Source organism: Buttiauxella agrestis ATCC 33320 (assembly GCF_000735355.1).
In the GTDB taxonomy this organism is placed as follows: domain Bacteria; phylum Pseudomonadota; class Gammaproteobacteria; order Enterobacterales; family Enterobacteriaceae; genus Buttiauxella; species Buttiauxella agrestis.
The window spans coordinates 25,678-50,604 of record NZ_JMPI01000063.1 but is presented as its reverse complement, the minus strand read 5'-3'; the positions used below and the strand labels follow the sequence as shown (position 1 = coordinate 50,604).

Sequence of the window (24,927 nt, the reverse complement as noted above, 5' to 3'; positions counted from 1 at the left end):
TGCAACTCGAAATCTTTAGGGCATAAGTTAAAAATTGAACCACCAAAAAACTAAACCACTAACAACGTGCCCTGACGGTATTTGCGCTTATACATCACACTGGTCAGCACGATTGGAATCACGACTGCAATCAGAATGGCGAGGGAATAAACTTCCCAATAGCGCGGCTGAATGGACAAAATTCCCGGCAAGCCACCCACGCCAATCCCGTTTGCCATCACTCCGCTCAGGCCACACAACAAGCCTGCAAGCCCTGAGCCAACCATTGCGCACAGCATCGGGAAGCGGTATTTCAGGTTGATGCCGTACATTGCTGGTTCGGTCACACCCAGGTAGGCGGAAATCGCCGCCGGAACTGAAATCTCACGTTCGTTATGTTTACGGCTGCAAATAATGATGCCGACAACCGCAGATGCCTGCGCAATGTTAGACAGCGCAATCAGCGGCCACACCGGCGTTCCGCCCATGCTCTGAATCATCTGCATGTCGATAGCGAGTGTTGTCTGATGCACACCGGTAATCACCAGCGGTGCGTACAGGAAGCCAAACAACGCGGCACCGATAGGGGCAAAACTTCCCGTCATCAAATGGCGAACCGCAAAGGCCACGCCATCACCAATCCAGCGTCCAAACGGGCCGATAAACGCATGTGCCAGGAACACCGCCAGAATCAGCGAACACACAGGCACTATTACAAGATAGAGGTAATCTGGCACGATGCGTTTCAGACGCGTCTCAATAAAGCCCAGAGCCAGCCCCGCCAGCAATGCTGGAATCACCTGCGCCTGGTAGCCCACTTTTTCGATGGTGAACCAGCCGAAGTTCCAGACTTCCGGAATTTTGCTACCCAATTCATAGGCATTCATTAACTGCGGTGACACGAGCGTGACGCCAAGCACAATACCAAGGATAGGTGTCCCACCCATTTTTCGCACTGCTGACCAGCAAATACCGACCGGCAAATAGAAGAAAATAGCTTCGCCAATCAGCCACAAGAAATCGTAAATCGATTGTAGGGACGGGTGCATTTGCGCCAGAGTCTGCCCGTTGCTCATCGGCAAATCGCCAATCACATTACGGAAGCCGAGGATTAAACCTCCGCTGATTAATGCAGGTAGAAGTGGGAAGAAGATCTCGGCGAAGTGGGAAATTAATTGCTCGTGCCATTTCATATTCTGGCGTGCAGCGAGTTTCGCTTGTTCTTTATCTGCAGTGCTATGGCCTGTCGCGGCGATCAATGCCTTGTAGTAATCGCCCACTTCCGGGCCAATTACCACCTGGAACTGCCCGGCGTTTGTAAAGCAGCCCTTAACCATCGGCAGCTCTTCAATCTCTTTCGGCTTCGCAATCGCGGTATTGTTTAATACGAACCGTAAGCGAGTGATGCAGTGACTGACGGTGGCAATATTCTCGCGCCCGCCGACCAGTTCTATCAGCTTATCTATATCCTGTTGTTTCACTTTGGCCATGATGAGGTCCCAGAGTAAGGAGTGAGGTTTTTTATCTGCCGCAAGGTTATCTTTTAATCTTCACCTCGAAAATGGGAACGTTCCCGAAATCAATCGACGATCACAATAAACCTGAAGTGAGGGGTGTTACTGGAGAGTGCTGGGGATAACGATCTGGCGCAGTTCGCGAGCCTGCGTGACTTGCCCAATCAACTGCAAAACCGCCTGGCGTCCTGCCTCAGCATAACCTGGATCGACCGTGATGATTTCCGGGTGCAGGAACTTCATCAGCGGCGTATTCCCGACGCTCGCCAGTTGCAGCGTGGTGCGTTGGTGTTCCTGGAGATATTTGCTGGCGCCCAGAGCGAGGGTATCGGTCGCGCAAAGCAGGGCGGTGGTTTCTGGTAACAAAACTTCAGCGACGTGTTCGTAACCTTGTTTCATCGCCAACCCCGGTAGCGCCACGTTTGGCGTCAGTTGGTGTTGTTTGCAAAACGCGAGATAGGCTTCATGGCGGCGCAAGCCGGTTGTCACATCGCTATGGGGCACGCCGAGGAAACTGATGTGGCGATGGCCCTGCTCATAAAGGCGTGACATCAAAATATTAATTGCCCCTTCGTCGTCATAACAAACCGAGGCAAACCCTTTGGCATCCCGCGCCATGAGTACCAGCGTCGATTGCCAGGGGGCGAGCATTTTTTCATTGATGCCGGTAAAACCAAACAGAATCACGCCGTCGATATTACGCCGCTTGAGCATACCCAGATGCTCTTCAACCAGTTCCGGATCGAACTGGCTTTCCATCATGATCGGGTCGTAACCCTGCTCATAGAGCGACGGCAGCATGGTTTGTACCGCCAGGTTTTCTGATAACGAGTCCAGACGCGTCACGATAATGGCGACGACTTTGTCACTTTGCCCACGCATCGCCCGCGCCGAGCGGGAAGGGGAAAAACCCTCTTGCTGCATCACCGCTTCCACGCGTTCTCGCGTGCGGGCGCTGACGCCGCTTTCGTTATTCAACACGCGAGAAACAGTAGATTTACCGACACCGCTTAAACGGGCGATGTCTTTAATAGTGAGGCGGCTTTGCATCGTGTAGGTTCCCGGCAGTCAATTGCTCATTAGAATCAAGGCAAGCCAACAATACCACAATGGAAAAAATCTGGTTTACGCCAGGTTTAGGTTTGCGGGCGTAGAATGCCCGCGACTAGTGTAATGACTTTTACTTTTAACCGGAGGCGACATGGAACCTGATCCCAGTCCAGACCCTGTAATGACAGGAATAATCCGGTAAGACTCCCTTCTTTGAAGCAACTGCCTTTGAAGCGACTGCCTTACCGGATTGCGTAAGGCAGAGATCTATCTTGTATCAATCAACGATATCCCTGCTGAAAAAATTATTTGGCCTGCAAGGCAAGGATTAGCCGCGCCTGCATGTCACCAGGCTCCGCATTACGTGGGGCCGAGGGACTATTATGCTGTTAAAAAATCTGACCCGGCAGTTGTTTGCACAACTGAGCCGCCACCTGCCACGTCGCTTGATCCAACGCGACCTGATGCCGGATGACAATACCGTTGCTCATGCTCAGGACGTCCCGGCTTCATTAAGCGAAGCCTGCCTGAAATATGCGCGAGCCTCAGAAGAGCAACTGTACCGCGATTTCCAGAGCCACCCGGAAGGGCTGAATGCGCGTGAAGTTGAACGTGCGCTAGAGCAACATGGCCTGAACCAAATCCCGGCGCAAAAAGCGTCGCCATGGTGGGTTCATCTGTGGCTGTGCTATCGCAACCCTTTCAATATCTTGCTGACAATCCTCGGGATTGTTTCCTATTCCACTGAAGACTTGTTTGCCGCAGGCGTCATTGCGTTGATGGTCGTCATCGCCACGTTGCTGAATTTCGTTCAGGAAGCGCGTTCCACCAAAGCGGCGGATACGCTAAAAGCGATGGTCAGCAACACCGCGACCGTGCTGCGTGTCGTCCATGAAAGCGGTGAAAACGAGTTTATCGAAATCCCGCTCGACCAACTGGTGCCGGGCGACATCGTCAAACTGGCGGCAGGCGACATGATCCCGGCGGATCTGCGCGTCATCCAGGCACGCGATCTTTTCGTCGGCCAGGCTTCGCTCACTGGCGAATCCTTACCGGTAGAAAAAGTCGCGGTCAGCCGCGATCTGTCGCACAACAACCCGCTGGAATGCGACACGCTGTGCTTTATGGGCACCAACGTGGTGAGCGGCACGGCGCTGGCAATGATCATCTCAACAGGCGGCAATACCTGGTTTGGGCAACTGGCCGGGCGCGTAACCCAGCAAGAAAGTGAACCGAACGCGTTCCAGAAAGGCATCAGCCGTGTGAGCTGGGTACTCATCCGCTTCATGCTGGTGATGACGCCTGTCGTGCTGCTGATTAACGGCTTCACTAAAGGCGACTGGTGGGAAGCGGCGCTGTTCTCGCTCTCTGTAGCGGTGGGTTTAACACCTGAAATGCTGCCGATGATCGTCACTTCGACGCTGGCTCGCGGTGCGGTAAAACTGTCGAAGCAAAAAGTGATCGTCAAGCACCTCGACGCGATCCAAAACTTCGGGGCGATGGATATCCTTTGTACCGACAAAACCGGCACGCTGACTCAGGATCGTATTGTTCTGGAAACTCACACCGATATTCTCGGTGCGGTCAGCAACCATGTTCTGCATACCGCCTGGCTGAACAGCCATTACCAGACGGGCCTGAAAAACCTGCTGGATGTCGCGGTGCTGGAAGGTGTTGACGAGGATCATGCGCGTAACGCTGCCACACGCTGGCAGAAAGTGGATGAGATCCCGTTCGACTTTGAACGTCGCCGCATGTCGGTAGTGGTCTCCGAACAGCCGGAAGTGCATCAGTTGATCTGCAAAGGCGCATTGCAGGAGATCCTGAACGTCTGCTCTCAGGTTCGTTACGGTGACGAGATCGTGCCGCTTAGCGAATCCTTGCTGGCGCGTATTCGCCGTGTGACTGACGATCTGAATCGCCAGGGATTGCGTGTGGTGGCCGTTGCGACCAAATTCTTACCCGCGCGTGGCGAAGATTATGGCCGCGTGGATGAATCGGATCTGATCCTTGAAGGCTATATTGCGTTCCTCGATCCACCAAAAGAAACCACCGCTCCGGCACTCAAAGCGCTGAAAGAAAGTGGCATCACGGTGAAAATTCTCACCGGCGATAGCGAGCTGGTGGCCGCGAAAGTGTGCCGCGAAGTGGGTCTGGAAGTAGGCGAGTTGGTGACAGGCAGCGAAATCGAAAACATACCTGACGAACAGCTTGCGGCGTTGGCTTTGCGCACCACGCTGTTTGCCCGCCTGACGCCAATGCACAAAGAGCGCATCGTGCGCCTGCTGCGTGGCGAAGGTCATGTGGTTGGATTCATGGGTGATGGCATTAACGATGCTCCGGCATTACGTGCCGCAGATATTGGGATTTCCGTGGATGGCGCGGTAGATATTGCGCGTGAGGCCGCAGATATCATCCTGCTGGAAAAAAGCCTGATGGTGCTGGAACAGGGCGTGATTGAAGGGCGCAGAACCTTCGCCAACATGCTCAAATACATCAAAATGACCGCCAGTTCTAACTTCGGTAATGTGTTCAGCGTGCTGGTGGCCAGCGCTTTCCTGCCGTTCTTGCCGATGCTGCCGTTACACTTATTGATTCAGAACCTGCTGTACGATGTCTCCCAGGTGGCGATTCCGTTCGATAACGTCGATGACGAGCAAATCAAAAAACCGCAGCGCTGGAACCCGGCGGATTTAGGCCGCTTTATGGTGTTCTTCGGGCCGATAAGCTCCATCTTCGATATTCTGACATTCTGCGTGATGTGGTGGGTGTTCAAGGCCAACGTGCCAGAAGCGCAAACCCTGTTCCAGTCTGGCTGGTTCGTGGTGGGGTTACTGTCGCAGACATTAATTGTGCATATGATTCGCACCCGCCGCATCCCGTTCATTCAGAGCCGAGCTGCGTGGCCGTTGATGATCATGACCCTGGTCGTGATGGTGGTTGGGATTGGCCTGCCGTTCTCGCCGCTGGCAAGTTACCTGCAACTTCAGGCGCTGCCGCTGAGCTACTTCCCATGGCTGATTGCGATCCTTGCCGGATACATGACGCTGACTCAGTGTGTGAAAGGGTTCTACAGCCGCCGTTACGGCTGGCAGTAATATACCCATCATCCTTCAAGCTGCAGCGGCGTTGGCTGCAACTCGAATGCTAATGGGTAGAGTAAAAATCAGCGGGATGTGATCTACATCCCGCGTTTCCGTCCCATAATCTTGATGAATATTTCTACACGTGTTACCAGATTGTTTTTGCTTTTTTCTGGCCCGTCACTGTTAAAGGAATATTCATGTTTAAATCCATTCGTTTGAGCCTGCTGGCAGGTTGCATCGCGGCAACGTGTCAGGCTTGGGCTGCACCGGCTGGCGACCTACCGTTAATGCCCTGGCCGCAAGAAGTTAATCGCCCGGCTGCAGAAGGCACGCTGCAAATTGACAACGCCATTTCCATAAAAATAAGCGGCGACAAGCTGCCTGGTGCTATCGATCGTTGGCGGCAGAGGATCTCCCAGCAAACGGGCTGGCAGCTACAACCCGCGCAGGCCAATTCTGCAAAACCCACCATTGATATCCAAATCAAAAAAGCTATTGCTCCCTTACCTAAACTCGACAGCGATGAAAGTTACGAATTAAGCGTCACCGCAGACGGCGTGAAGCTCACAGCAAACACCCGATTTGGCGCGATGCGCGGCATGGAAACCCTCTTACAGCTCATTCAGAACGGGCCTGATAATACAGCCATTCCGTTTGTATCAATCAAAGACCAGCCCCGTTTCCCGTGGCGCGGTTTGCTTATCGACTCTGCCCGCCATTTCATGCCGATTAAAGATATTTTGCGCCAGTTAGATGGAATGGCGGCGGCCAAAATGAACGTGCTGCACTGGCATTTAACAGACGACCAGGGCTGGCGTTTTGCTTCCACTGCGTACCCAAAATTGCAGCAACTGGCCAGCGATGGTGACTTTTACACGCAGGCGCAGATGAAAGAAGTGGTGCGCTATGCGGCTTCGCTCGGCATCCGCGTAGTACCGGAAATGGACTTGCCGGGACATGCTTCGGCGATTGCGGTGGCCTATCCTGAGTTGATGAGTGCGCCGGGGCCATACCAAATGGAGCGCCATTGGGGTGTGTTAAAACCGTTACTCAACCCGACCAACGATGCGGCCTATAAATTTGTCGATACCTTGATTGGTGAACTCACCGCGATTTTCCCTGACAGCTATTTGCACATCGGGGGCGATGAGGTTGACGATGAGCACTGGCAAAAATCGACAGAAATCCAGGCGTTTATGAAGCAGCATAATCTGGCGGATACCCACGCCTTACAGACCTACTTCAACCAACGCCTGGAGAAGATCCTCGAAAAACATCATCGTCAGATGATGGGCTGGGATGAGATCTACCATCCCGACCTGCCAAAAAGCATTTTGATCCAATCCTGGCAGGGTCAGGATGCGCTGGGTGCCGTTGCAGCGAACGGTTACAAAGGCATCCTCTCGACAGGTTTCTATCTGGATCAACCGCAATCTACCGCTTACCACTATCGCAACGAAGTCCTGCCGCAAGGGCTGAATGGCGTTGATGAAATTGCGGACGCCGATAGCGCGCAAAGCTGGTTCTTCAGTATGCCGCGCCTGAAAGGCAGTGCCGTGGAAGGAAGTTTTACGCTGGTGAATGGTAAAACAACCTGGCGTGGATTTATCGATTTCAAAGGAAAATCCCGCCGTGCGGTGCGTGATATTGAGTGGTTAAGCCCAACGCAGGTGAAGTTTACCGTCGACACCTGGATGGGTGAAACGCGCCCCGTTTTAACACTGGATAAGGACAAACTGAGCGGTTATTTGCTGGTGGGTAACGTCCGCTACCCGACGACCGGGCAGAAGCTTGATGCTGTGCCGGATGGCATCCAGCCGGTGGTGCCGACGCCTGAGCAGATGAGCAATATTATCGGTGGCGAAGCGGCTCTGTGGGCTGAAAACGTTGCATCGCCGCTGCTGGATATCAAACTGTGGCCGCGTGCGTTTGCGGTAGCCGAGCGTTTGTGGTCGGCAGAAGATGTCAAAGACATCGACAACATGTACCAGCGCTTGCAGGCAATAGACGCCTGGTCGACGGTTTCCGTCGGTCTCCAACAGCATGCTGCTGCGGCGGAGCAAATGACGCGTCTGGCAGGTTCGACAGAGATTATGCCGTTGCAAATACTCGCTCAGGCGGTAGAACCGGCGCAGTATTACACGCGCCAACACTTGAAATTCCAGGCTGGAAACTACCATCACTTCGAGCCACTCAACCGTTTTGCAGATGCACTGAGTGCCGAAAGCAACCAGGTGCGCGCGCTGGATGCGTGGGTCGATAAACTGATTGCTGACCCGGAAGATGGCAACAGCGCGGATTCCCTGCGCCATACCTTTGCGCGCTGGCAGAGCAATACGCCGGATGTGCTGGAGTTAATCAACGGTAATTATCAGCTCAAAGCGCTAAAACCGGTGGCGGAAAACGTCGATAAGCTGGCGGGAATTGGGCTGCGTCTGACGGATCTGGTGGCTAAACAGGGAAACCTGAGCGCTGACGAAGTTCAGGGGATTCAAAAACAGCTCGACGATGCGGCACAAACGCAAGATGAAGTGGTGATCGCGGCAGTGTATCCATTGCAGAAATTGCTGCGGGCGAGTGTGAAGTAATTTTTAACGGTGATAAAAATTTAAGGCCGCAAATGCGGCCTTTTGATTGGCTCGTTAGCGGCGAATGGCAATCGCTTCGATTTCAATCTTCACATCTTTTGGCAGGCGGGCGACTTCCACGCAAGAACGCGCAGGGAAGGTTGCTTTGTGCTCATTAAAGAAAGCTTCGTAGGTCGCATTTACGGTCGCAAAGTCGTTCAGATCTTTCACGAAAACGGTCGTTTTAACGATATCGCCTACTTTCAGGCCAGCCGCTTCAACAATCGCCTGCACGTTTTCCAGAGACTGGCGCGCTTGTGCTGCCACATCTTCCGGCACGCTGCCCGTTTTCGGGTCAACAGGAATCTGACCGGAAGTGATAATCATGCTGCCAAGATCAACACCCTGAACATATGGGCCGATTGCTGCAGGTGCGTTTTCGGTGCTAATGGTACGAGAAGACATTTTCATTCCTTATGAGAAGTGATAAAGCTCGCGTCCATTATAGGGCCGAGAGCTTAAGCAGCAATGATTAATCTGCCAGCACAACGTAATGTGAGAACTCCTTCTCACAATATTTACATTTGAGGCTAATGTTCTCGTCGCGCTTTTTCACTGCAAATGAAGAATGAACCGGTTCACTTCTGCTGATGCAGTTGGTATTTGGGCAAACCAGAACTTTATCAATGCGCGAAGGCAGACTGGGTTTGCTTTTACCTACCACTTCATATTCATCAATCCGGTTTACCGTGGCGTGCGGTGCATACAGCGCCAACTGGTTGACTTGTTCGTCTGTCAGGAAGGTATTTTCTATTTTAATCAGGTCTTTACGGCCCTGTTCGCGTGAAGGCAGGTTCAGGCCGATGGTGATGCGCTGGTCGGTTTCCGTTAACTGGAACAGCGTCAGCAATTTAAAACCAACCTGCGCAGGAATATGGTCGATAACGGTGCCGCGTTTAATCGCTTCAACTTGTAATTTGTTGTCGTGTGTCATCTTAATCTTCCTCTCACTCAAACCAGTTCAGGTTGCAAAACTAACGCCAGCAGAGCCTGGCGGGCATAAATACCGTTGCCTGCCTGCTGGAAATACCAGGCGTGTGGGGTTTTATCAACGTCGGTGGTGATTTCATCAACGCGTGGCAGCGGGTGCAGCACTTTCATGTTGGTGCGGGCATCCACCAAATCTGCGGCACGCAGCACAAACTGAGCTTTTACGTTGGCATATTCCGACGGGTCCAGGCGCTCTTTCTGCACGCGAGTCATATACAGAATATCCAGTTCACCGACTACATCGTCGATGGCTTCGTGGCAGCTCCACTCGATGCCTTTTTCGTCCAGCATATCGAGAATGTACTTCGGCATCGCCAGCGCATTTGGTGCGATAAAGTAGAAGCGGTTGCCTTCGAATTTCGCCAGCGCCTGCGCCAGTGAATGCACGGTGCGGCCATATTTCAGGTCACCGACCATGGCGATATTCAGGTTTTCCAGGCGGCCCTGAGTTTCCTGAATGGTGAACAAATCCAGCAGCGTTTGTGTTGGGTGCTGGTTCGCGCCATCACCTGCATTGAGCACCGGCACATTGCCAGAGAATTCCGTCGCCAGACGGGCGGCACCTTCTTGCGGATGGCGCATCACAATGGCATCAACATACGTGCTGATAACCGAAATGGTATCGGCCAGCGTTTCGCCTTTTTTGCCCAGCGAAGTATTGCTGCTGTCCGAGAACCCGACCACCGACGCCCCCAGGCGATGAATGGCGGTTTCAAAAGAGAGGCGCGTGCGCGTTGATGCTTCAAAGAAACAGCTGGCAACAACGATGTGTTTGAGTAATTCAGGTTGCGGATTCGCTTTCAGTTTTGCCGCAGTAGACAACACCAGTTCAAGTTCTTCACGACTGAGATCGTTTATGGAAATGATATGTTTCTGATATAGGGGGTTAGCCATGTTTATCTCCTGCTCTCGGGCGTCGGGCAAAAAAAAAGCCCCTCAATGAGGGGCCTTTGGAATTGATTGAAGCAACGGAAAGAAAAACAGGTTAGCGTCGTCTTTCAGACGACGTTGTGTGGCATTTTTTTGAACACACTGGACCATGTTTCCTCCGGCAAATTGTGGCGCATTATACGCATGTAAGAGGACACTTCAAGCGAATAATTCACATATTTTGCCTGTTAGCAATCGGTTGCTGTGAATACTTATCCGCATTCAATCCCGCCGAAGGCGTTGCTCTCAGGCATTCTTATTGCGCAGTTCAAAACGCGGTGAAATCAGGCCATACAGCGTCCAGCCCAGGAACGTCACGATGGCACCGTACATCATCGCTTCTTCACCAGATGAATACAGGGCGTAGAAGCTATACATCGCACCAATGAACGCGAAGATATTAGCAATGCGCGCTTTGTTCGGCGCCACATTCGCCACTTTCTGGATAATCACCAACGCCGCCATCGACAGGATATAAGGGATAATATTGGTGACGACCGCCAGGTTAACCAGCACGTTGAACTGTTTATTCAGCGATGGGCTGATGGTCATTAACGACAGCCCGGTCTGGATAAGCACGATAACAATCATGCCTTTTACAGGCGCATCGGCTTTGGTCAGTTTGGAGAAAACTTTAGGGAAATATCCCTCGTCAGCAGAGGATTTAAACACTTGAGCGATGGTGAACTGCCAGCCCAACAGCGAACCGACGCAAGACATAATCATCAACGCCATGATGATTTTACCTACGCCAGGCGTGAACATCTGCGCAAAGGCTAAACCAAACGGTGCGGTTGAATTGGCCAGGTCCATGTTTGGCACGATACCGGCAATCACGTTGGTAGAAATGATGTAAACAACAGCTGCGCCCAACGTGCCGCCGAGTACCGCGATAGGCACATTACGCTCAGGATTTTCCACCACATCAGTATTTGCGCAGGCAGATTCCAAACCTAAGAATGCCCACAGCGTCATGGCGATGGAAGAACCGACCGCTTCAAAAACAGGAAGGTGGTGCGGGTTCCAGGACTCCATATACAAAGTCGGGCTAAACCAGAACCAGCCGATGACTGAAATCCCCAGCACCGGAATAATGACGCCCCAGACGGTGACGCCGCTGATACGTCCGGTAATGCGTGCGCCGCCAAAGTTTGCCGCCGTGGCGAGCCACAACACCCCGATTGTGGCGACACAAATCCCGATTGGGGATAAGGTCGCATCGAGTAATTCGGTGCCGTAACCCACGGCTGAGATAGCAATCGCGACGTTGGCAATCAGCAGCGAAACCCCGTAGGTGTAGTTCGCCATAAAGTTGCCAGATTTGCCAAAGGCATACTCTGCGTAGCCGCCCATCCCGCCTGATTTACGACTAAACATCCCGCATTTCGCGAACGCGTAAGCCAGGGCCATCGAACCCAGAGCGGTCACTAACCATGAAATTATCGACAGCGTGCCCACTTCCGCTAATTTAGTCGGCAGCATGATGATCCCTGAACCCATCATATTTACCGCGGTTAAAATCGTGAGCTGAACGACGCCCATTTTGTTGTTAGTTTTACTCATAATCTGTTCCTTTAATAATTTTGAGTAGCGAAGAACCGGTAACGTCACGCTTCTTCGCTGTTTCTTTTTTTATGGAAGAATCAATTTTTGCCAGTAACCCTGACGCTTTTTGATTTCAGATTTATTGTTTAATAACATAGCCATACGCGCGTTTTTTGCGGTCCTCATCCAGCTTGATATAAACCCCTTGTAACTCCGGCGCGAAGCCAGGTAACAAATTGATCCCTTCTTCCAGCGCCAGGAAATAACGCTGCACAGAGCCGCCCCAGATTTCCCCTGGAACCACGCATAAAACGCCTGGAGGATAGGGCAGAGCACCTTCAGCGGCGATGCGACCTTCAACTTGCGATAACGCCACTAATTCAACGTTTCCGCGCACAAACTCAATATTTGCCTGTTGAGGATTCATGACGACTTTCGGGAAGTGAGCTTTACGGAACATCTCTTTTTGCAGCTGCTTCACGTCGTGACTGACATACAAATCGTGCATTTCCTGGCACAGCTGGCGGATGGTGTAGCCGTGGTAACGTTCTTCGTAGGTTTTGTAGATGGAAGGCAGAACGTCGCAGAGTGGCGCATCTTCTTCAATCAGGCGTTCAAAACGCGCAATTTGGGCAACAAGATGCTGCATCTTTGCCATATCTTCCGCAGGCGTCATCAGGAATAGAATGGAGTTCAGGTCGCATTTTTCCGGCACGATGCCGTTCTCACGCAGGAAGTTGGCGAGGATAGTTGCAGGGACACCGAACTTGTCGTACTCACCGGTTTGAACGTTGATACCTGGCGTGGTTAGCATCAGTTTGCAAGGATCAACGAAATATTGATGCTCTGCGTAGCCTTCAAATGAGTGCCAGCGATCGCCGGGGATGAAATTAAAGAAACGCAGATCGTTCGCCATCACCTCAGTATCAAAATCCTCCCATTTGCGGCCTTCGACTGTTTCTGGCACAAACGGACGAATGTGTTTACAGAGTTTTAACAGCAGCTTACGCGTCTCAATCCCCACTTTTACGCAATCCATCCACATGCGTTTACCGCTTTCGCCTTCATGCATTTTGGCGTTGACGTCCAGGGCTGCGAACAACGGATAGAACGGGCTGGTGGAGGCGTGCATCATAAACGCGTTGTTCATCCGCTTATGATTCACATAACGATCCTGGCCTTTGATATGTTTATCTTTTTTATGAATTTGTGAGGTTTGGGAGAAGCCCGCTTGTTGCTTATGCACAGACTGCGTCACCAGAATCCCCGGATCGTTTTCATTCAGTTCGAGCAACAGCGGTGAGCAGTCATTCATCATCGGAATGAATTGCTCGTAACCTACCCAGGCAGAATCAAACAAGATGTAGTCGCACAGATGACCAATCTTATCGACAACCTGACGCGCGTTATAAATGGTGCCGTCGTAGGTGCCTAACTGAATAACCGCAAGGCGGAACGGGCGTTTTTCAGCGCCACGATTTGGAGCCACTTCGCGCACTAAATCACGCAAATATTTTTCTTCAAAACAATGGGCATCAATACCGCCAATAAAACCAAACGGGTTGCGAGCTGTTTCCAGATAAACAGGTGTGGCACCCGCCTGAATCAATGCGCCGTGGTGGTTTGATTTATGGTTGTTACGGTCAAACAGCACCAAATCTCCCGGTGCCAGCAGCGCATTGAGCACCACTTTGTTTGAGGAAGACGTCCCGTTTAAAACGAAGTAGGTTTTATCGGCGTTAAACACTTTCGCCGCATGCATTTGTGCGGTGCATGGTGCGCCTTCGTGAATCAGTAAATCACCCATCGAAACGTCAGCGTTACATAGGTCAGAACGGAAGAGCGTTTCGCCAAAGTAATCAAAGAATTGGCGTCCGGCTGGGTGACGGCGGAAGAACTGGCCGCCCTGGTGCCCTGGGCAGTCAAAAGCGGCATTGCCTTGCTGCACATATTCCACCAGGCTGCCAAAGAACGGCGGCAGCACTTCTTTTTCATATTTAACCGCTGCGGCTTCCAGTTGTTTACCGTAGAAATCCACATTTCCATCGCACAGTTCAAACACCCCGGTGACGCGTGGAAGCACTTCAGCAGGCAACTCTTCTTCACAACAAACCGCGACAAAAATTGGAATGCCGAAGCCCGTTTGTTCAATAGTATTCAACATCCCTGAGATAGCATCTTTCACGGAAATAACAGCAGCAGACACATCAGTGAAATTAGTATGAGTAATATCGACGATTTCGCGATCGGTACTAAAGCATTCAGTTGTGCTGGTATTAACCGCTATTTTTAATTTTTCCATTTTGCTTATGTTCTCTAATGTTTGTAATGCGTAAAATTTAGATATGGCATAGCCGTCAGATATTCCATGATGGGATTCCGATGCTTTATTATTTTTTAAAGGCAATAGCTACCCGCAATAATTATTAATATGGAATTATTGATAAGAGTCGATAAATGCCAGGTGATTGATTCACCAGTCAGGCTTGTCTGTTAATTTGGATAGTCAAATGCCGCACGCAAAACAATGGATAATAGTAACCCTGTTCAATGGTTTACTGGGTTTATCAGTGTTTGGTGACAAGCAGGAACGAGTATCCGCAAAAGCAGATGCCGTTAGGGGGGAGATTACTTAGAGTTGAAAAGGTGGAAGTCAAAGCAGCTACGATGTATCAGCATCATAATATGCGTAATACGTCGGATGTGTGGCATGGCCTTATTATTATTTTCCATTTTCTATTTCCCTTCATTTTTGGAAATCGGGGCTATTGTAATCAGAGTGGTTTATAAAACTGTGATGTCGGTCACTTTTGATTTTTGTGTAAATAACAAAACATCGTTTTATTTGAAAACGACTGAATAAGTTATCAATAGCCTGGGTTATTAATATGTGAAGTTATTAATTGCAAAATAGACGATACTTGAAAAATAAACTTCTCTGGAGCGGGATTAATCGCATCAATGTTTAGCCTGCAGCGGTTGAGCTTTAAATTTGCTAACAAAATGAAGCTCTATTGTTAATGAATTCCCTTCATGTCAGGCAGGCGGTGATATTCATCAAAATGCTTATTTTGTATTAGTTGGTGCATTTTTATTCACGAGAATGATGTTAGCAATAAATGCTATTTGCTCACCATTTTTTGAATCATCTCTCTGCGCTGTCATCCCTCGGAGGTTTTAATCATCTGTTTGTGCATTTTTTGGAGACAACACCGGTTTTCTAAAAAAACTCGTGGCGGCAAAAGATGAATGCTCGTATAAATACCGTAATAAAACATCGTTTCAAAAAGGTATTGATTATGATTATCGGCAACATTCATGCTTTGCAATCCTGGCTTCCGGAAGAACTGCGTCAGGCGATTGAGCATGTTAAAAAGCACATCACCCCAGAAACTCCGTTGGGCAAGCATGATATCGACGGCAATCGCCTGTTTATGCTGGTTTCAGAAGACAGCACACAGCCCATCGCAGAGCGCCCGGCTGAATTTCACCAGCGCTACCTGGACATTCAGATTGTGATGCGCGGCCAGGAAGGCATGACCTTTAGCTGCCTGCCTGCGGGCACGCCTGAAACTGATTGGCTGGCTGATAAAGACATCGCGTTCTTGCCAGAAGGTGAGCAGGAAAAAACCGTCATCCTGAATGAAGGGGATTTTGTGGTGTTCTATCCAGGTGAGGTGCACAAACCGTTGTGTGCGGTGGGGAAACCTGCGACCGTGCGTAAAGTCGTAGTGAAGATGTTGATGGCGTAATCAATGATGGTGGCGGATGGCTAGCGCCCTCCGCCATTAACTATTAAAGGTCAGCCAGCGTCGCGACCATCACCGCTTTAATGGTGTGCATCCGGTTTTCAGCCTGGTCAAATACCACGCTATTAGCCGACTCAAACACTTCATCTGTCACTTCCATTCCGCCATGCATACCGTACTGCTCCGCCATTTGCTTGCCCAGCGTCGTTTGGTCATCGTGAAAAGCAGGCAGACAGTGCATGAATTTCACATCAGGATTGCCGGTCAGTGCCAGCATCTTGCTGTTTACCTGATATGCCCTTAACAGATCGATACGCTCAGCCCATTTTTCTTTGGCTTCGCCCATCGACACCCACACATCGGTATAAATGAAGTCGGCACCTTTTACGCCCGCCGCAACATCTTCTGTCAGCGTAATGTTCCCGCCATTGTGAGCTGCCAGAGCCTGGCATTCCGTTACCAGTTTTTCATCCGGCCAGCAGGCTTGTGGGGCCACCAGGCGAAGGTTAAGCCCGGTGAGTGCGGCAGCCTCCAGCATTGAATTTCCCATGTTATTACGCGCATCACCGGCGTAAACCATCGTCATCTGCTGGAATGTTTTGCCCGGCAATTGCTCTTGCATCGTCAGTAAATCGGCCAGTAACTGCGTTGGATGAAACTCATTGGTCAGTCCGTTCCATACCGGTACACCGGCAAACTGCGCCAGCGTTTCAACGATTTCCTGGCCAAAGCCACGATACTGAATGCCGTCGTACATGCGGCCCAAAACGCGCGCGGTATCTTTAATTGATTCTTTATGCCCAATCTGGCTGCCGCTTGGGCCGAGATAAGTCACTCGCGCACCCTGGTCAAATGCGGCAACTTCGAAAGAGCACCTCGTACGAGTCGAGTCTTTTTCGAAGATGAGCGCTATGTTTTTACCAGTAAGATGCTGAACTTCAGTGCCTTTTTTCTTATCTTTTTTCAGGCTGGCTGAAAGGGCGAGGAGTTCGTGAAGTTGGGCAGGGGTGAAATCCAGTAATTTCAGAAAATGCTTTTGATAAAAGTGACTCATATTTTCCTCACATGGCGCACGCCATTTATTGAATATAAATTCAATTTATATGTATGGTTATTCATTTGCAACCCCTCACGTAAAAACTTTAGCGGGAAAGGTGGAGGCAAACTCAGCCGTGTGTGAAAATAGAAGTATCTGCCTACAAATTGAGGAAAGGGCCATGGCAAATCCAGAACTGCTGGAAGAGCAACGCGAAGAAACGCGTTTGATTATTGAAGAATTACTGGAAGACGGCAGCGATCCTGATGCGCTGTACACTATCGAGCATCACCTTTCCGCAGATGATTTCGAAACTCTTGAGAAAGCCGCTGTTGAAGCATTCAAAATGGGTTACGAAGTTACTGACCCGGAAGAGCTGGAAGTCGAAGAGGGTGAAACGGTAATCTGCTGTGACGTGCTGAGCGAATCTGCGCTGAAGGCTGAATTACTGGACGAGCAAGTAGAACAACTGCTGAACCTCGCCGAGAAATTCGGTGTGGAATATGACGGTTGGGGCACTTACTTCGAAGACCCGAACGGTGAAGACGGTGAAGAAGGCGATGACGAGGATGAAGTCGACGAAGACGACGACGGCGTGCGCCACTAATATCTTCCGTGCAGCGGTGTGATGCCGCTGCACATCAAGGATCAATAACAACCCTTATGAACTACCCGCAACTCCTCTCCCCGGTATTGAATTTCCTGCATTGTCCAACGCCAGAAGCCTGGATTGAAAAAGCCCGCCAGCCGGAGCATTTACCGTTATTGCTGACAGACCATCTGGTGTGTGAACTCAAAGCTGCACAAACCGCGATGTTTTTGATTCGCAAACACGTTGCCGATAAAAGCAGTGCGCAGTTTTTACTTGATTGGCTAAAACCCTACGAGGACTTCGCTTTCCGTGAGGGGGCAGAACCTGATTTTATTGCACTGCATAAAACCCTGAGCAAAAGCGTGATGCCCAAAACGGACAGCGCCTGGGGCCAGCAGCTTATCGACAGTATGGTTTTGTTGATTAAAGAAGAGCTGCATCACTTCTGGCAGGTACGCGAGATTATGCTCGCCCGCAACATTCCCTACGTGAAAATGACCGCCAGCCGTTACGCCAAAAGTTTGCTGAGCGAAACACGAACGCACGAGCCTGTCATGCTGGTGGATAAACTGATTTGCGGGGCGTATATCGAAGCGCGTTCCTGTGAGCGGTTTGCCGCACTGGCACCGCATCTGGATGAAGATCTACAGAAATTCTATTTGTCGCTATTGCGTTCAGAAGCCCGGCATTATCAGGATTATTTAGCGTTAGCCGAACAAATTGCCGGGAGAGATATCAGCGATCGGGTGCGTTTCTTTGGGGAAGTCGAGGCCGCTTTAATTAGCAGCCCTGATAGCGAATTCCGTTTTCATAGTGGCGTGCCGACTTAAAGCGCTCTCAGCATTCTCACTTCGCAATCAACATGCCCGGTGCAGCCCAGCGGCTCAGTAATATGTTCAAACCCTAAGCGTTCATACAGCGCGATGGCTTCTGTCAGGAATGCCGTCGTTTCGAGGTAGCAGCGCTTGAAACCTTCTTCGCGGGCGAAATCCATCGCCTGCAATGCCAGCCTTTTTGCCAGCCCTTTGCCACGCACGACCGGCAGGAAATACATCTTCTGCAATTCACAAATATCCGGCTCGCTACAGGTTAACGGCGCGACGCCTCCGCCACCAACCACTTTGCCGTCCAGTTCCACAATCCAGAATGCGTGCCCTGCCTGGCTGTAAACCTGAAACAGTTCATCCAGATTAGGGTCTGCAACGGTATAGCCTTTATCGGCAGTTAAACCATATTCAGCAGAGACTTCGCGGATGACACCCGCGATAGCCGCATTGTCGTGGGCGGTTATCCGGCGCAGAGCGATTTCAACCGGAGCAGCAAGATTCATAGCGTGACTCATTAATGATGGGGTAAAGACAGCTCATTTTAATACCACTGTGAAACTTAACAAGCAAGTTTCTAAGCTGTTTTGTTACTCCCGTTTCGGATTATTTAAACACGAAGAGGTGTGGTTAGATAACAGTCGGCAAGAGTATGAAAAGAAATCGTTCACGAAGAGACAGGGATGCAATCCTGAGGGAGATATATGACAGATCAGCAAGTTGTAATAAAAGAAAAACAAACCAGAAATCTAGTTTTTAATGGGACAGGTAGTAGCTATTTTAGAGTGTGCATAGTCAATTTATTATTAATAATAATTACATTTGGCATTTTTGGTGCATGGGCACTGGTGCGTTCTAAGCAATACCTTTATAGCCATACAGAATTATCTGGCTCATGCTTTACTTACCATGCAACAGGTCGTTCTCTATTTGCCAGTTGGCTGTGTATGTTGATTTATATTTTCGCTTTAGAAGGCGCTGTTATTGGTAGACACACTTTCGTTGCCGTGTGTTTGGGGGCCGCATTAATACTATTTGTGCCATATTTATTGGTGCAAAGTTTACGTTATCAGTTGCAGTCTACTACCCTCAATAATGTGCGTTTTAATTTTCGGTGTTCAGGCTTTAAAGCATGGTGGGTGATGCTGGGTTGTCCGTTAATAATGATGCTGGGTGTTCTTCTGGTTTGTACTCTTATCATGCTGACTTGCCGGTCGGCTTCGATTTTTGAATTTGATCGGATCATCATTACCAGTGTTGTCGCTTTAGTTGTGGGAGTTTTGGGGATGGCCGTTGTGCAGGGTGTTTCCTCGGCACTTTGGTTAAATTTATTATTCAACCATTTAAGTTTTGGTAAAAACAATTTCACTGCCAAAATTAGTATCAAAAAAATCGTCAGCATTAGCCTTATGAGTATGTTGATGTTGATTCCTGTTCTTTTGATAGTCTTGAAGTTGGAAGTCCCTGCTTATATAAAAATATTATCCAGTCAGGGCGATCCCGAGGCTATTGCCAATGAACTTCAGTCATCAGGAACAGCAATGTTTATTGGCTATTTGATTTATATGTTTGGCATATTACTTTGGGCAAGCTATCTCTATGTCACAATGCGTAATTATTATTATAAAACCATCTCGCTTAGCGAGCATTTTACCTTTCGCTCGACGCTGACGGTAGCCGGTTTTTTAAGCCAGTTAATAATCAATGCATTGATAACAGGTTGTACTTTAGGCGTGGGCTACCCATGGGCGCGAGTACGCTATTGTAAATATTTGGCACGAAATACCTGGGTTGATGGTGATCTGGACGAATTAGATTTGCAGGATCATAACGAAAAAATTGCCAACGATATTGTGAGCCGTCTTTCTCGAGGCCTGACTCCAAACATTAGTTTTTAACCAATATTTATACTCATAAAAAAGGCCGGGAATCTCCCGGCCTTTTCACATCAAAGCACTCAATTACAGCGCAGCGATAGTTTCTTTTTGCTCAGCCAGTTTTACTTTAGCTTCGCCACAGGCAGCCAGACGTTCGCGTTCTTTTGCGACAACAGCTTCTGGCGCGCGCGCCACGAAACCTTCGTTAGACAGCTTGTTTTCGATGGATGTAATTTCAACATCCAGCTTCGCCATCTCTTTATCCAGACGCGCAAGCTCAGCGGCTTTGTCGACCAGGCCTGCCATTGGAATCAGCAGCTCTGCACCTTCGATGATTTTGGTCACGGAAACCGGGCCTTTATCATCAGCAGGCAGCAGGGTGATGCTTTCCAGACGCGCCAGGTTTTGCAGGAAGGTACGGTTCGCGTTAACGCGACGTTCCGCCTCTGCACTGACGTTGCGCAGCAATACTGGTAGTGGTTTGCCCGGAGAGATATTCATCTCAGCACGAACGTTACGTACTGCGGTGATTGCCAGCTTCAGCCACTCGGTATCTGCAAACGCAGCTTCATCGTCCTGTGCGCTGTTATACGCCGGGAACGGTTGCAACATGATGGTATCTTCGGTGATGCCTTTGAAGGTTTTCACGCGCTGCCAGATGGTTTCGGTGATGAATGGAATGATCGGATGCGCAAGACGCAGCAGGCCTTCCAGCACGTTAATCAGCGTATTACGCGTACCGCGCAGTTCCGCTTCAGTGCCGCTGTTCATTACCGGTTTGGTCAGCTCCAGATACCAGTCGCAGAACTGGTTCCAGGTGAATTCATACAGAATATTGGCAGCGATATCAAAGCGATAGCTATCAAGCGCTTCACGATATGCTTTCACCGTGCGGTTGAATTCCGCCAGAATCCAGCGGTCTGCCAGAGACAGAACCATTTCGCCGCCGTTAAAGCCGCAATCCTGGTCTTCGGTATTCATCATCACGAAGCGGCTGGCGTTCCACAGCTTGTTACAGAAGTTACGATAACCTTCCAGGCGCTTCATGTCCCAGTTGATGTCGCGACCGGTTGACGCCAGAGCTGCCAGCGTAAAGCGCAGCGCATCGGTGCCGTGCGGTTCAATACCGTTCGGGAATTGCTTCTCGGTGCGCTTACGGATTTTCTCAGCCAGCTGTGGCTGCATCATGTTACCGGTACGCTTCTCAAGCAGGTCTTCCAGGGAGATACCGTCAACCATATCCAGTGGATCGATGACGTTACCCTTGGACTTGGACATTTTCTGCCCTTCGTCATCGCGGATAAGACCGGTCATATAGACAGTTTTAAACGGAACCTGTGGTTTGCCGTCTTCATCTTTGATGAAGTGCATGGTCAGCATGATCATGCGCGCAATCCAGAAGAAGATAATGTCGAAGCCGCTGACCATCACGCTGGTTGGGTGGAAGGTGCGCAGCGCTTCGGTGTTCTCAGGCCAGCCCAGCGTGGAGAATGTCCACAGACCGGAAGAGAACCATGTGTCCAGAACGTCTTCGTCCTGGTTCAGTGCAACGTCGTCGCCCAGATTGTTTTCAGCACGAACTTCCGCTTCATTGCGGCCAACGTACACGTTGCCTTCGGCATCGTACCAGGCTGGGATGCGGTGACCCCACCACAGTTGACGAGAAATACACCAGTCCTGAATATCACGCATCCAGGAGAAGTACATGTTTTCGTACTGCTTCGGCACGAACTGAATGTCGCCTTGCTCAACCGCTTCTACCGCGACTTTCGCCAGCGGTGCAGTGCGCACGTACCATTGGTCGGTCAGCATTGGCTCGATAACTACGCCGCCACGGTCGCCGTATGGAACGGTCAGATCGTGTGGTTTGATCTCTTCAAGCAGACCCATTTCATCGAACGCAGCAACCACAGCTTTACGCGCCGCGAAACGTTCTAATTTCTGGAACTGAGCTGGGATCTCATTGCTATACACATCGGCTTCTTCGCCATTGGTATCAAACACTTCTGCGCTCTCACGGATATCACCGTCAAAGGTCAGAATGTTGATCATTGGCAGGGCGTGACGACGGCCAACTTCGTAGTCGTTAAAGTCGTGAGCAGGCGTGATCTTCACGCAGCCGGTGCCTTTTTCCATATCGGCGTGTTCATCGCCCACGATCGGAATAAGACGGTTAACCAGCGGCAGCACAACAAATTTACCGATCAGATCTTTATAACGCGGATCTTCTGGGTTCACTGCCACGCCGGTATCACCGAGCACGGTTTCCGGACGGGTAGTTGCGACAACCAGGTAATCTTTGCCGTCAGCGGTTTTTGCGCCGTCAGCCAGCGGATAACGCAGGTGCCACATAGAACCTTTAGATTCGCGGTTTTCAACTTCCAGATCGGAAATTGCGGTGCGCAGTTTCGGGTCCCAGTTTACCAGGCGTTTGCCACGATAAATCAGATCTTCTTTGTACAGGCGGACGAACACTTCTTTCACCGCGTTGGACAGGCCTTCATCCATGGTGAAGCGTTCGCGCTCCCAGTCTACGGAGTTGCCGAGACGACGCATCTGACGGGTGATAGTGCCACCAGACTCAGCCTTCCATTGCCAGATTTTGTCGATAAAGGCGTCACGGCCATAATCATGGCGTGTTTTGCCTTCTTCGGCGGCAATTTTGCGCTCAACGACCATTTGCGTCGCGATGCCGGCGTGGTCAGTCCCCGCCTGCCACAGAGTATTTTTACCCTGCATGCGCTGGTAACGAATCATGGTGTCCATGATCGTTTGCTGGAAGGCGTGACCCATATGCAAGCTGCCGGTAACGTTCGGCGGCGGGATCATGATGCAGAAGCTTTCCTGGCTGGTATCGCCATTTGGCTTAAAGTAGCCCTGCTGTTCCCAATGCTCGTAAAGCGGCTGTTCGATATCTTGCGGGTTATATGTCTTTTCCATTGTCTGCTATGTCGTTCCCGGCGGGGTATGAGTCGCCGTAGTCAAGTGGAAACCAGCAACGCGATAGGCTTTGTAGCGATCACGGGCCAGTTGTTTTTGAGTGTCTTCGTAAGGTACGAAGTCTATCACTTCATGGAAAGCGGTGGCAAAATCTGCGAACTGCGGCAACAGGCTAATCAGCACATCGCGTGGTGAACTTCCACGACGTTGCGGCCAGGCCAGTTCCACCGGGGCGCCGTAGCGTGGCCCTTCACCGGCAAGATTATGAGGGACAAATGCATGCGCATCGCGCTGCCAGAGTGCTTCATCCAGACGGATAGCCTGTTGTTCATCAACACAAGCAATCAGCAGGCGCTTGCCTGCGCGAAAGCTTTCTGCCGCCAGTTCACAAACCAACGCTTCAACGGCACTCAACTCACCGGAAGGCGTGTCGTTGTCGAGCAGGTAGAACGTCGCGTTTTTCATTGAGCCAGCTTTTTCCAGGTAATGGGTTTTCCCCTCTCCCGGAGGAGAGGGGGAGGGCGCTAAATCACTCTTCGCCGTTAAACCCTGAGCGGTTCAACAAGAATTGTGACAGCAGCGCAACCGGGCGGCCAGTCGCACCTTTGGCTTTACCAGAACGCCAGGCCGTACCTGCGATATCCAGGTGCGCCCAGTTGTACTTACGGGTAAAGCGCGACAGGAAGCAGGCTGCGGTAATTGCGCCACCAGGACGGCCACCAATGTTTGCCATATCAGCAAAGTTAGATTCCAGTTGATCCTGATACTCATCACTAATTGGCAAACGCCATGCCCGGTCACCCGCTTGTTCGGACGCGCCGATAAGCTCGTGCGCCAGCGGATTGTGATTAGACATCAAACCGGTAATGTGATGGCCAAGGGCAATCACACACGCGCCGGTTAACGTTGCCACGTCGATAACCACATCAGGCTCGAAGCGCTCAACATAGGTCAGCACATCACACAGCACCAGGCGGCCTTCAGCATCGGTGTTCAGCACTTCTACCGTCTGGCCAGACATGGTAGTCAGCACATCACCTGGGCGATAAGCACGCCCGCCAGGCATGTTCTCACAGCCTGCCAGCACGCCAATCACGTTAATCGGCAGATTCAGTTCGGCCACCATGCGCATCACGCCGTAAACAGAAGCGGCACCGCACATGTCGTATTTCATCTCGTCCATGCCTTCGGCAGGTTTGATGGAAATACCGCCGGAGTCGAACGTCAGGCCTTTACCCACCAGCACGATTGGGCGCACTTCAGGATCGGTGCTGCCTTTGTACTCGATGACGGACATCAGCGATTCGTTCTGGGAACCATCCCCTACCGCGAGGTAAGAGTGCATGCCCAGCTCTTTCATCTGCTGTTCGCCAATCACGCGAGTCACTACGTTTTTGCTGAAAGCATCCGCTAACTGGCGCGCCTGAGAAGCCAGGTACGCAGGATTACAGATATTTGGTGGCATATTGCCCAAATCTTTCGCGGCTTTAATGCCCGCAGCAATCGCCAGGCCGTGCTGAATCGCACGTTCACCGCTGGTCAGTTCGCGGCGAGTTGGCACATTGAAGACCATTTTACGCAGCGGGCGACGTGGCTCGCTTTTATTGGTCTTCAGCTGATCGAAGCTATACAAAGACTCTTTTGCCGTTTCCACTGCCTGGCGTACTTTCCAGTAAGTGTTGCGGCCTTTAACGTGCAGTTCGGTCAGGAAGCAAACGGCTTCCATCGAGCCAGTATCATTTAGAGTATTAATTGTTTTCTGGATAACTTGCTTATACTGACGTTCATCCAGCTCACGCTCTTTGCCACACCCAATCAGCAGAATGCGCTCGGAGAGCACGTTCGGAACGTGGTGAAGCAATAAAGTTTGACCGGGTTTTCCCTCAAGCTCACCACGGCGCAAAAGTGCGCTGATGTAGCCATCGCTGATTTTATCGAGTTGTTCGGCGACCGGGGACAGGCGACGCGGTTCAAAGACTCCCACAACGATGCAGGCACTACGCTGTTTCTCGGGGCTACCGCTTTTTACACTGAACTCCATGCACTACGCTCCTGAATCTTAAAGACAACGGCGGTGGCTACGGCTAGAATTGCAAGCTTTCGTAACTCATCTCCGCGGTTGCGATGACTTCGTGTTAATCTTACGAGTATGTTTTTACAGTTTCGGCGACGTCATTTAAATCACCCT

At 50.7% G+C, this 24,927-nt stretch carries 20 protein-coding genes; 6 read left to right on the top strand and 14 right to left on the bottom strand.

Annotated elements, in window-relative coordinates; all coding sequences use genetic code 11:
• Positions 1 to 50 precede the first annotated feature (50 nt).
• Positions 51 to 1,469, bottom strand: coding sequence for a PTS trehalose transporter subunit IIBC (treB, locus tag GBAG_RS17785; RefSeq protein WP_034498783.1), 1,419 nt, complete (start codon positions 1,467 to 1,469; stop codon positions 51 to 53).
• Positions 1,470 to 1,595: 126 nt separating this feature from the next.
• Positions 1,596 to 2,543, bottom strand: coding sequence for a trehalose operon repressor TreR (gene treR, locus GBAG_RS17780; protein ID WP_034498782.1), 948 nt, complete (start codon positions 2,541 to 2,543; stop codon positions 1,596 to 1,598).
• A gap of 383 nt (positions 2,544 to 2,926) precedes the next feature.
• On the opposite strand from treR, the gene mgtA reads away from it, so the two are divergent.
• Both mgtA and GBAG_RS17770 read left to right on the top strand, forming a co-directional pair.
• On the top strand, positions 2,927 to 5,641 hold the full coding sequence (gene mgtA / locus GBAG_RS17775) for a magnesium-translocating P-type ATPase (protein ID WP_425591313.1): 2,715 nt from the start codon (positions 2,927 to 2,929) through the stop codon (positions 5,639 to 5,641).
• Positions 5,642 to 5,826: 185 nt separating this feature from the next.
• Positions 5,827 to 8,217, top strand: coding sequence for a beta-N-acetylhexosaminidase (locus tag GBAG_RS17770; RefSeq protein WP_034498780.1), 2,391 nt, complete (start codon positions 5,827 to 5,829; stop codon positions 8,215 to 8,217).
• Between the two features lie 54 nt (positions 8,218 to 8,271).
• Here the strand turns inward: GBAG_RS17770 and ridA are convergent, their stop codons facing one another.
• The 6 genes from ridA to speFL form a co-directional block, all read right to left on the bottom strand.
• Positions 8,272 to 8,661, bottom strand: a complete 390-nt coding sequence (gene ridA / locus GBAG_RS17765; protein ID WP_034498778.1) for a 2-iminobutanoate/2-iminopropanoate deaminase — start codon at positions 8,659 to 8,661, stop codon at positions 8,272 to 8,274.
• Positions 8,662 to 8,728: 67 nt separating this feature from the next.
• A complete protein-coding gene (gene pyrI, locus GBAG_RS17760; protein ID WP_034498777.1) occupies positions 8,729 to 9,190 on the bottom strand; it encodes an aspartate carbamoyltransferase regulatory subunit in 462 nt (153 codons plus the stop codon).
• Between the two features lie 17 nt (positions 9,191 to 9,207).
• A complete protein-coding gene (gene pyrB / locus GBAG_RS17755; RefSeq protein WP_034498775.1) occupies positions 9,208 to 10,140 on the bottom strand; it encodes an aspartate carbamoyltransferase in 933 nt (310 codons plus the stop codon).
• Positions 10,141 to 10,422: 282 nt separating this feature from the next.
• Complete coding sequence (gene potE / locus GBAG_RS17750; RefSeq protein ID WP_034498774.1) at positions 10,423 to 11,739, bottom strand: putrescine-ornithine antiporter; 1,317 nt, start codon at positions 11,737 to 11,739, stop codon at positions 10,423 to 10,425.
• Positions 11,740 to 11,860: 121 nt separating this feature from the next.
• Positions 11,861 to 14,023, bottom strand: coding sequence for an ornithine decarboxylase SpeF (gene speF / locus GBAG_RS17745; RefSeq protein WP_034498772.1), 2,163 nt, complete (start codon positions 14,021 to 14,023; stop codon positions 11,861 to 11,863).
• Positions 14,024 to 14,349: 326 nt separating this feature from the next.
• Entirely contained in the window at positions 14,350 to 14,454 is a 105-nt protein-coding gene (gene speFL, locus GBAG_RS22835) for a leader peptide SpeFL (protein ID WP_115627191.1), read from the bottom strand.
• A 566-nt stretch (positions 14,455 to 15,020) separates the two neighbouring features.
• Between speFL and GBAG_RS17740 the strand changes: the two genes are divergently transcribed.
• The gene (locus GBAG_RS17740; protein ID WP_034498770.1) at positions 15,021 to 15,473 is read left to right on the top strand and encodes a YhcH/YjgK/YiaL family protein; all 453 of its coding nucleotides are present in this window, start codon (positions 15,021 to 15,023) and stop codon (positions 15,471 to 15,473) included.
• 43 nt (positions 15,474 to 15,516) lie between these two features.
• Here the strand turns inward: GBAG_RS17740 and argF are convergent, their stop codons facing one another.
• Positions 15,517 to 16,524 carry an ornithine carbamoyltransferase gene (gene argF / locus GBAG_RS17735; protein WP_034498769.1) on the bottom strand — a complete coding sequence of 336 codons (1,008 nt, stop codon included), beginning with the start codon at positions 16,522 to 16,524 and terminating at the stop codon, positions 15,517 to 15,519.
• The gene (argL, locus tag GBAG_RS23305) at positions 16,521 to 16,589 is read right to left on the bottom strand and encodes a putative translational regulatory protein ArgL (protein ID WP_410374052.1); all 69 of its coding nucleotides are present in this window, start codon (positions 16,587 to 16,589) and stop codon (positions 16,521 to 16,523) included. Before argL ends, argF begins: the two co-directional genes overlap by 4 nt.
• A 98-nt stretch (positions 16,590 to 16,687) precedes the next feature.
• On the opposite strand from argL, the gene rraB reads away from it, so the two are divergent.
• Both rraB and miaE read left to right on the top strand, forming a co-directional pair.
• A complete protein-coding gene (rraB, locus tag GBAG_RS17730) occupies positions 16,688 to 17,113 on the top strand; it encodes a ribonuclease E inhibitor RraB (protein WP_034498767.1) in 426 nt (141 codons plus the stop codon).
• Between the two features lie 56 nt (positions 17,114 to 17,169).
• Positions 17,170 to 17,928 carry a tRNA isopentenyl-2-thiomethyl-A-37 hydroxylase MiaE gene (gene miaE, locus GBAG_RS17725; RefSeq protein WP_034498765.1) on the top strand — a complete coding sequence of 253 codons (759 nt, stop codon included), beginning with the start codon at positions 17,170 to 17,172 and terminating at the stop codon, positions 17,926 to 17,928.
• On the opposite strand, the gene GBAG_RS17720 is transcribed toward miaE, so the two are convergent.
• Positions 17,925 to 18,428, bottom strand: a complete 504-nt coding sequence (locus GBAG_RS17720; RefSeq protein WP_034498764.1) for a GNAT family N-acetyltransferase — start codon at positions 18,426 to 18,428, stop codon at positions 17,925 to 17,927. The genes miaE and GBAG_RS17720 overlap by 4 nt on opposite strands.
• A gap of 198 nt (positions 18,429 to 18,626) precedes the next feature.
• Here GBAG_RS17720 and GBAG_RS17715 point away from each other — a divergent pair, with 198 nt between their 5' ends.
• Complete coding sequence (locus GBAG_RS17715) at positions 18,627 to 19,820, top strand: YjgN family protein (protein ID WP_072011211.1); 1,194 nt, start codon at positions 18,627 to 18,629, stop codon at positions 19,818 to 19,820.
• Between the two features lie 63 nt (positions 19,821 to 19,883).
• Here the strand turns inward: GBAG_RS17715 and GBAG_RS17710 are convergent, their stop codons facing one another.
• The 3 genes from GBAG_RS17710 to pepA all read right to left on the bottom strand — a co-directional run bounded on the left by GBAG_RS17710 (position 19,884) and on the right by pepA (position 24,780).
• The gene (locus tag GBAG_RS17710; RefSeq protein WP_034498762.1) at positions 19,884 to 22,739 is read right to left on the bottom strand and encodes a valine--tRNA ligase; all 2,856 of its coding nucleotides are present in this window, start codon (positions 22,737 to 22,739) and stop codon (positions 19,884 to 19,886) included.
• A gap of 6 nt (positions 22,740 to 22,745) precedes the next feature.
• Positions 22,746 to 23,204: a DNA polymerase III subunit chi gene (locus GBAG_RS17705; protein ID WP_034459595.1), complete on the bottom strand. Its 459-nt coding sequence runs from the start codon at positions 23,202 to 23,204 to the stop codon at positions 22,746 to 22,748.
• 64 nt (positions 23,205 to 23,268) lie between these two features.
• Positions 23,269 to 24,780 (bottom strand): leucyl aminopeptidase, encoded by a 1,512-nt coding sequence (pepA, locus tag GBAG_RS17700; RefSeq protein ID WP_034498761.1) that lies wholly within the window; start codon positions 24,778 to 24,780, stop codon positions 23,269 to 23,271.
• Positions 24,781 to 24,927 lie beyond the last annotated feature (147 nt).

What these genes read in the sequence shown, in the direction of transcription:
- treB (WP_034498783.1), bottom strand. Translation starts at nt 1,469, where the DNA reads ATGGCCAAAGTGAAACAACAGGATATAGATAAGCTGATAGAACTGGTC.
- treR (WP_034498782.1), bottom strand. Translation starts at nt 2,543, where the DNA reads ATGCAAAGCCGCCTCACTATTAAAGACATCGCCCGTTTAAGCGGTGTC.
- mgtA (WP_425591313.1), top strand. Translation starts at nt 2,927, where the DNA reads ATGCTGTTAAAAAATCTGACCCGGCAGTTGTTTGCACAACTGAGCCGC.
- GBAG_RS17770 (WP_034498780.1), top strand. Translation starts at nt 5,827, where the DNA reads ATGTTTAAATCCATTCGTTTGAGCCTGCTGGCAGGTTGCATCGCGGCA.
- ridA (WP_034498778.1), bottom strand. Translation starts at nt 8,661, where the DNA reads ATGTCTTCTCGTACCATTAGCACCGAAAACGCACCTGCAGCAATCGGC.
- pyrI (WP_034498777.1), bottom strand. Translation starts at nt 9,190, where the DNA reads ATGACACACGACAACAAATTACAAGTTGAAGCGATTAAACGCGGCACC.
- pyrB (WP_034498775.1), bottom strand. Translation starts at nt 10,140, where the DNA reads ATGGCTAACCCCCTATATCAGAAACATATCATTTCCATAAACGATCTC.
- potE (WP_034498774.1), bottom strand. Translation starts at nt 11,739, where the DNA reads ATGAGTAAAACTAACAACAAAATGGGCGTCGTTCAGCTCACGATTTTA.
- speF (WP_034498772.1), bottom strand. Translation starts at nt 14,023, where the DNA reads ATGGAAAAATTAAAAATAGCGGTTAATACCAGCACAACTGAATGCTTT.
- speFL (WP_115627191.1), bottom strand. Translation starts at nt 14,454, where the DNA reads ATGGAAAATAATAATAAGGCCATGCCACACATCCGACGTATTACGCAT.
- GBAG_RS17740 (WP_034498770.1), top strand. Translation starts at nt 15,021, where the DNA reads ATGATTATCGGCAACATTCATGCTTTGCAATCCTGGCTTCCGGAAGAA.
- argF (WP_034498769.1), bottom strand. Translation starts at nt 16,524, where the DNA reads ATGAGTCACTTTTATCAAAAGCATTTTCTGAAATTACTGGATTTCACC.
- rraB (WP_034498767.1), top strand. Translation starts at nt 16,688, where the DNA reads ATGGCAAATCCAGAACTGCTGGAAGAGCAACGCGAAGAAACGCGTTTG.
- miaE (WP_034498765.1), top strand. Translation starts at nt 17,170, where the DNA reads ATGAACTACCCGCAACTCCTCTCCCCGGTATTGAATTTCCTGCATTGT.
- GBAG_RS17720 (WP_034498764.1), bottom strand. Translation starts at nt 18,428, where the DNA reads ATGAATCTTGCTGCTCCGGTTGAAATCGCTCTGCGCCGGATAACCGCC.
- GBAG_RS17715 (WP_072011211.1), top strand. Translation starts at nt 18,627, where the DNA reads ATGACAGATCAGCAAGTTGTAATAAAAGAAAAACAAACCAGAAATCTA.
- GBAG_RS17710 (WP_034498762.1), bottom strand. Translation starts at nt 22,739, where the DNA reads ATGGAAAAGACATATAACCCGCAAGATATCGAACAGCCGCTTTACGAG.
- GBAG_RS17705 (WP_034459595.1), bottom strand. Translation starts at nt 23,204, where the DNA reads ATGAAAAACGCGACGTTCTACCTGCTCGACAACGACACGCCTTCCGGT.
- pepA (WP_034498761.1), bottom strand. Translation starts at nt 24,780, where the DNA reads ATGGAGTTCAGTGTAAAAAGCGGTAGCCCCGAGAAACAGCGTAGTGCC.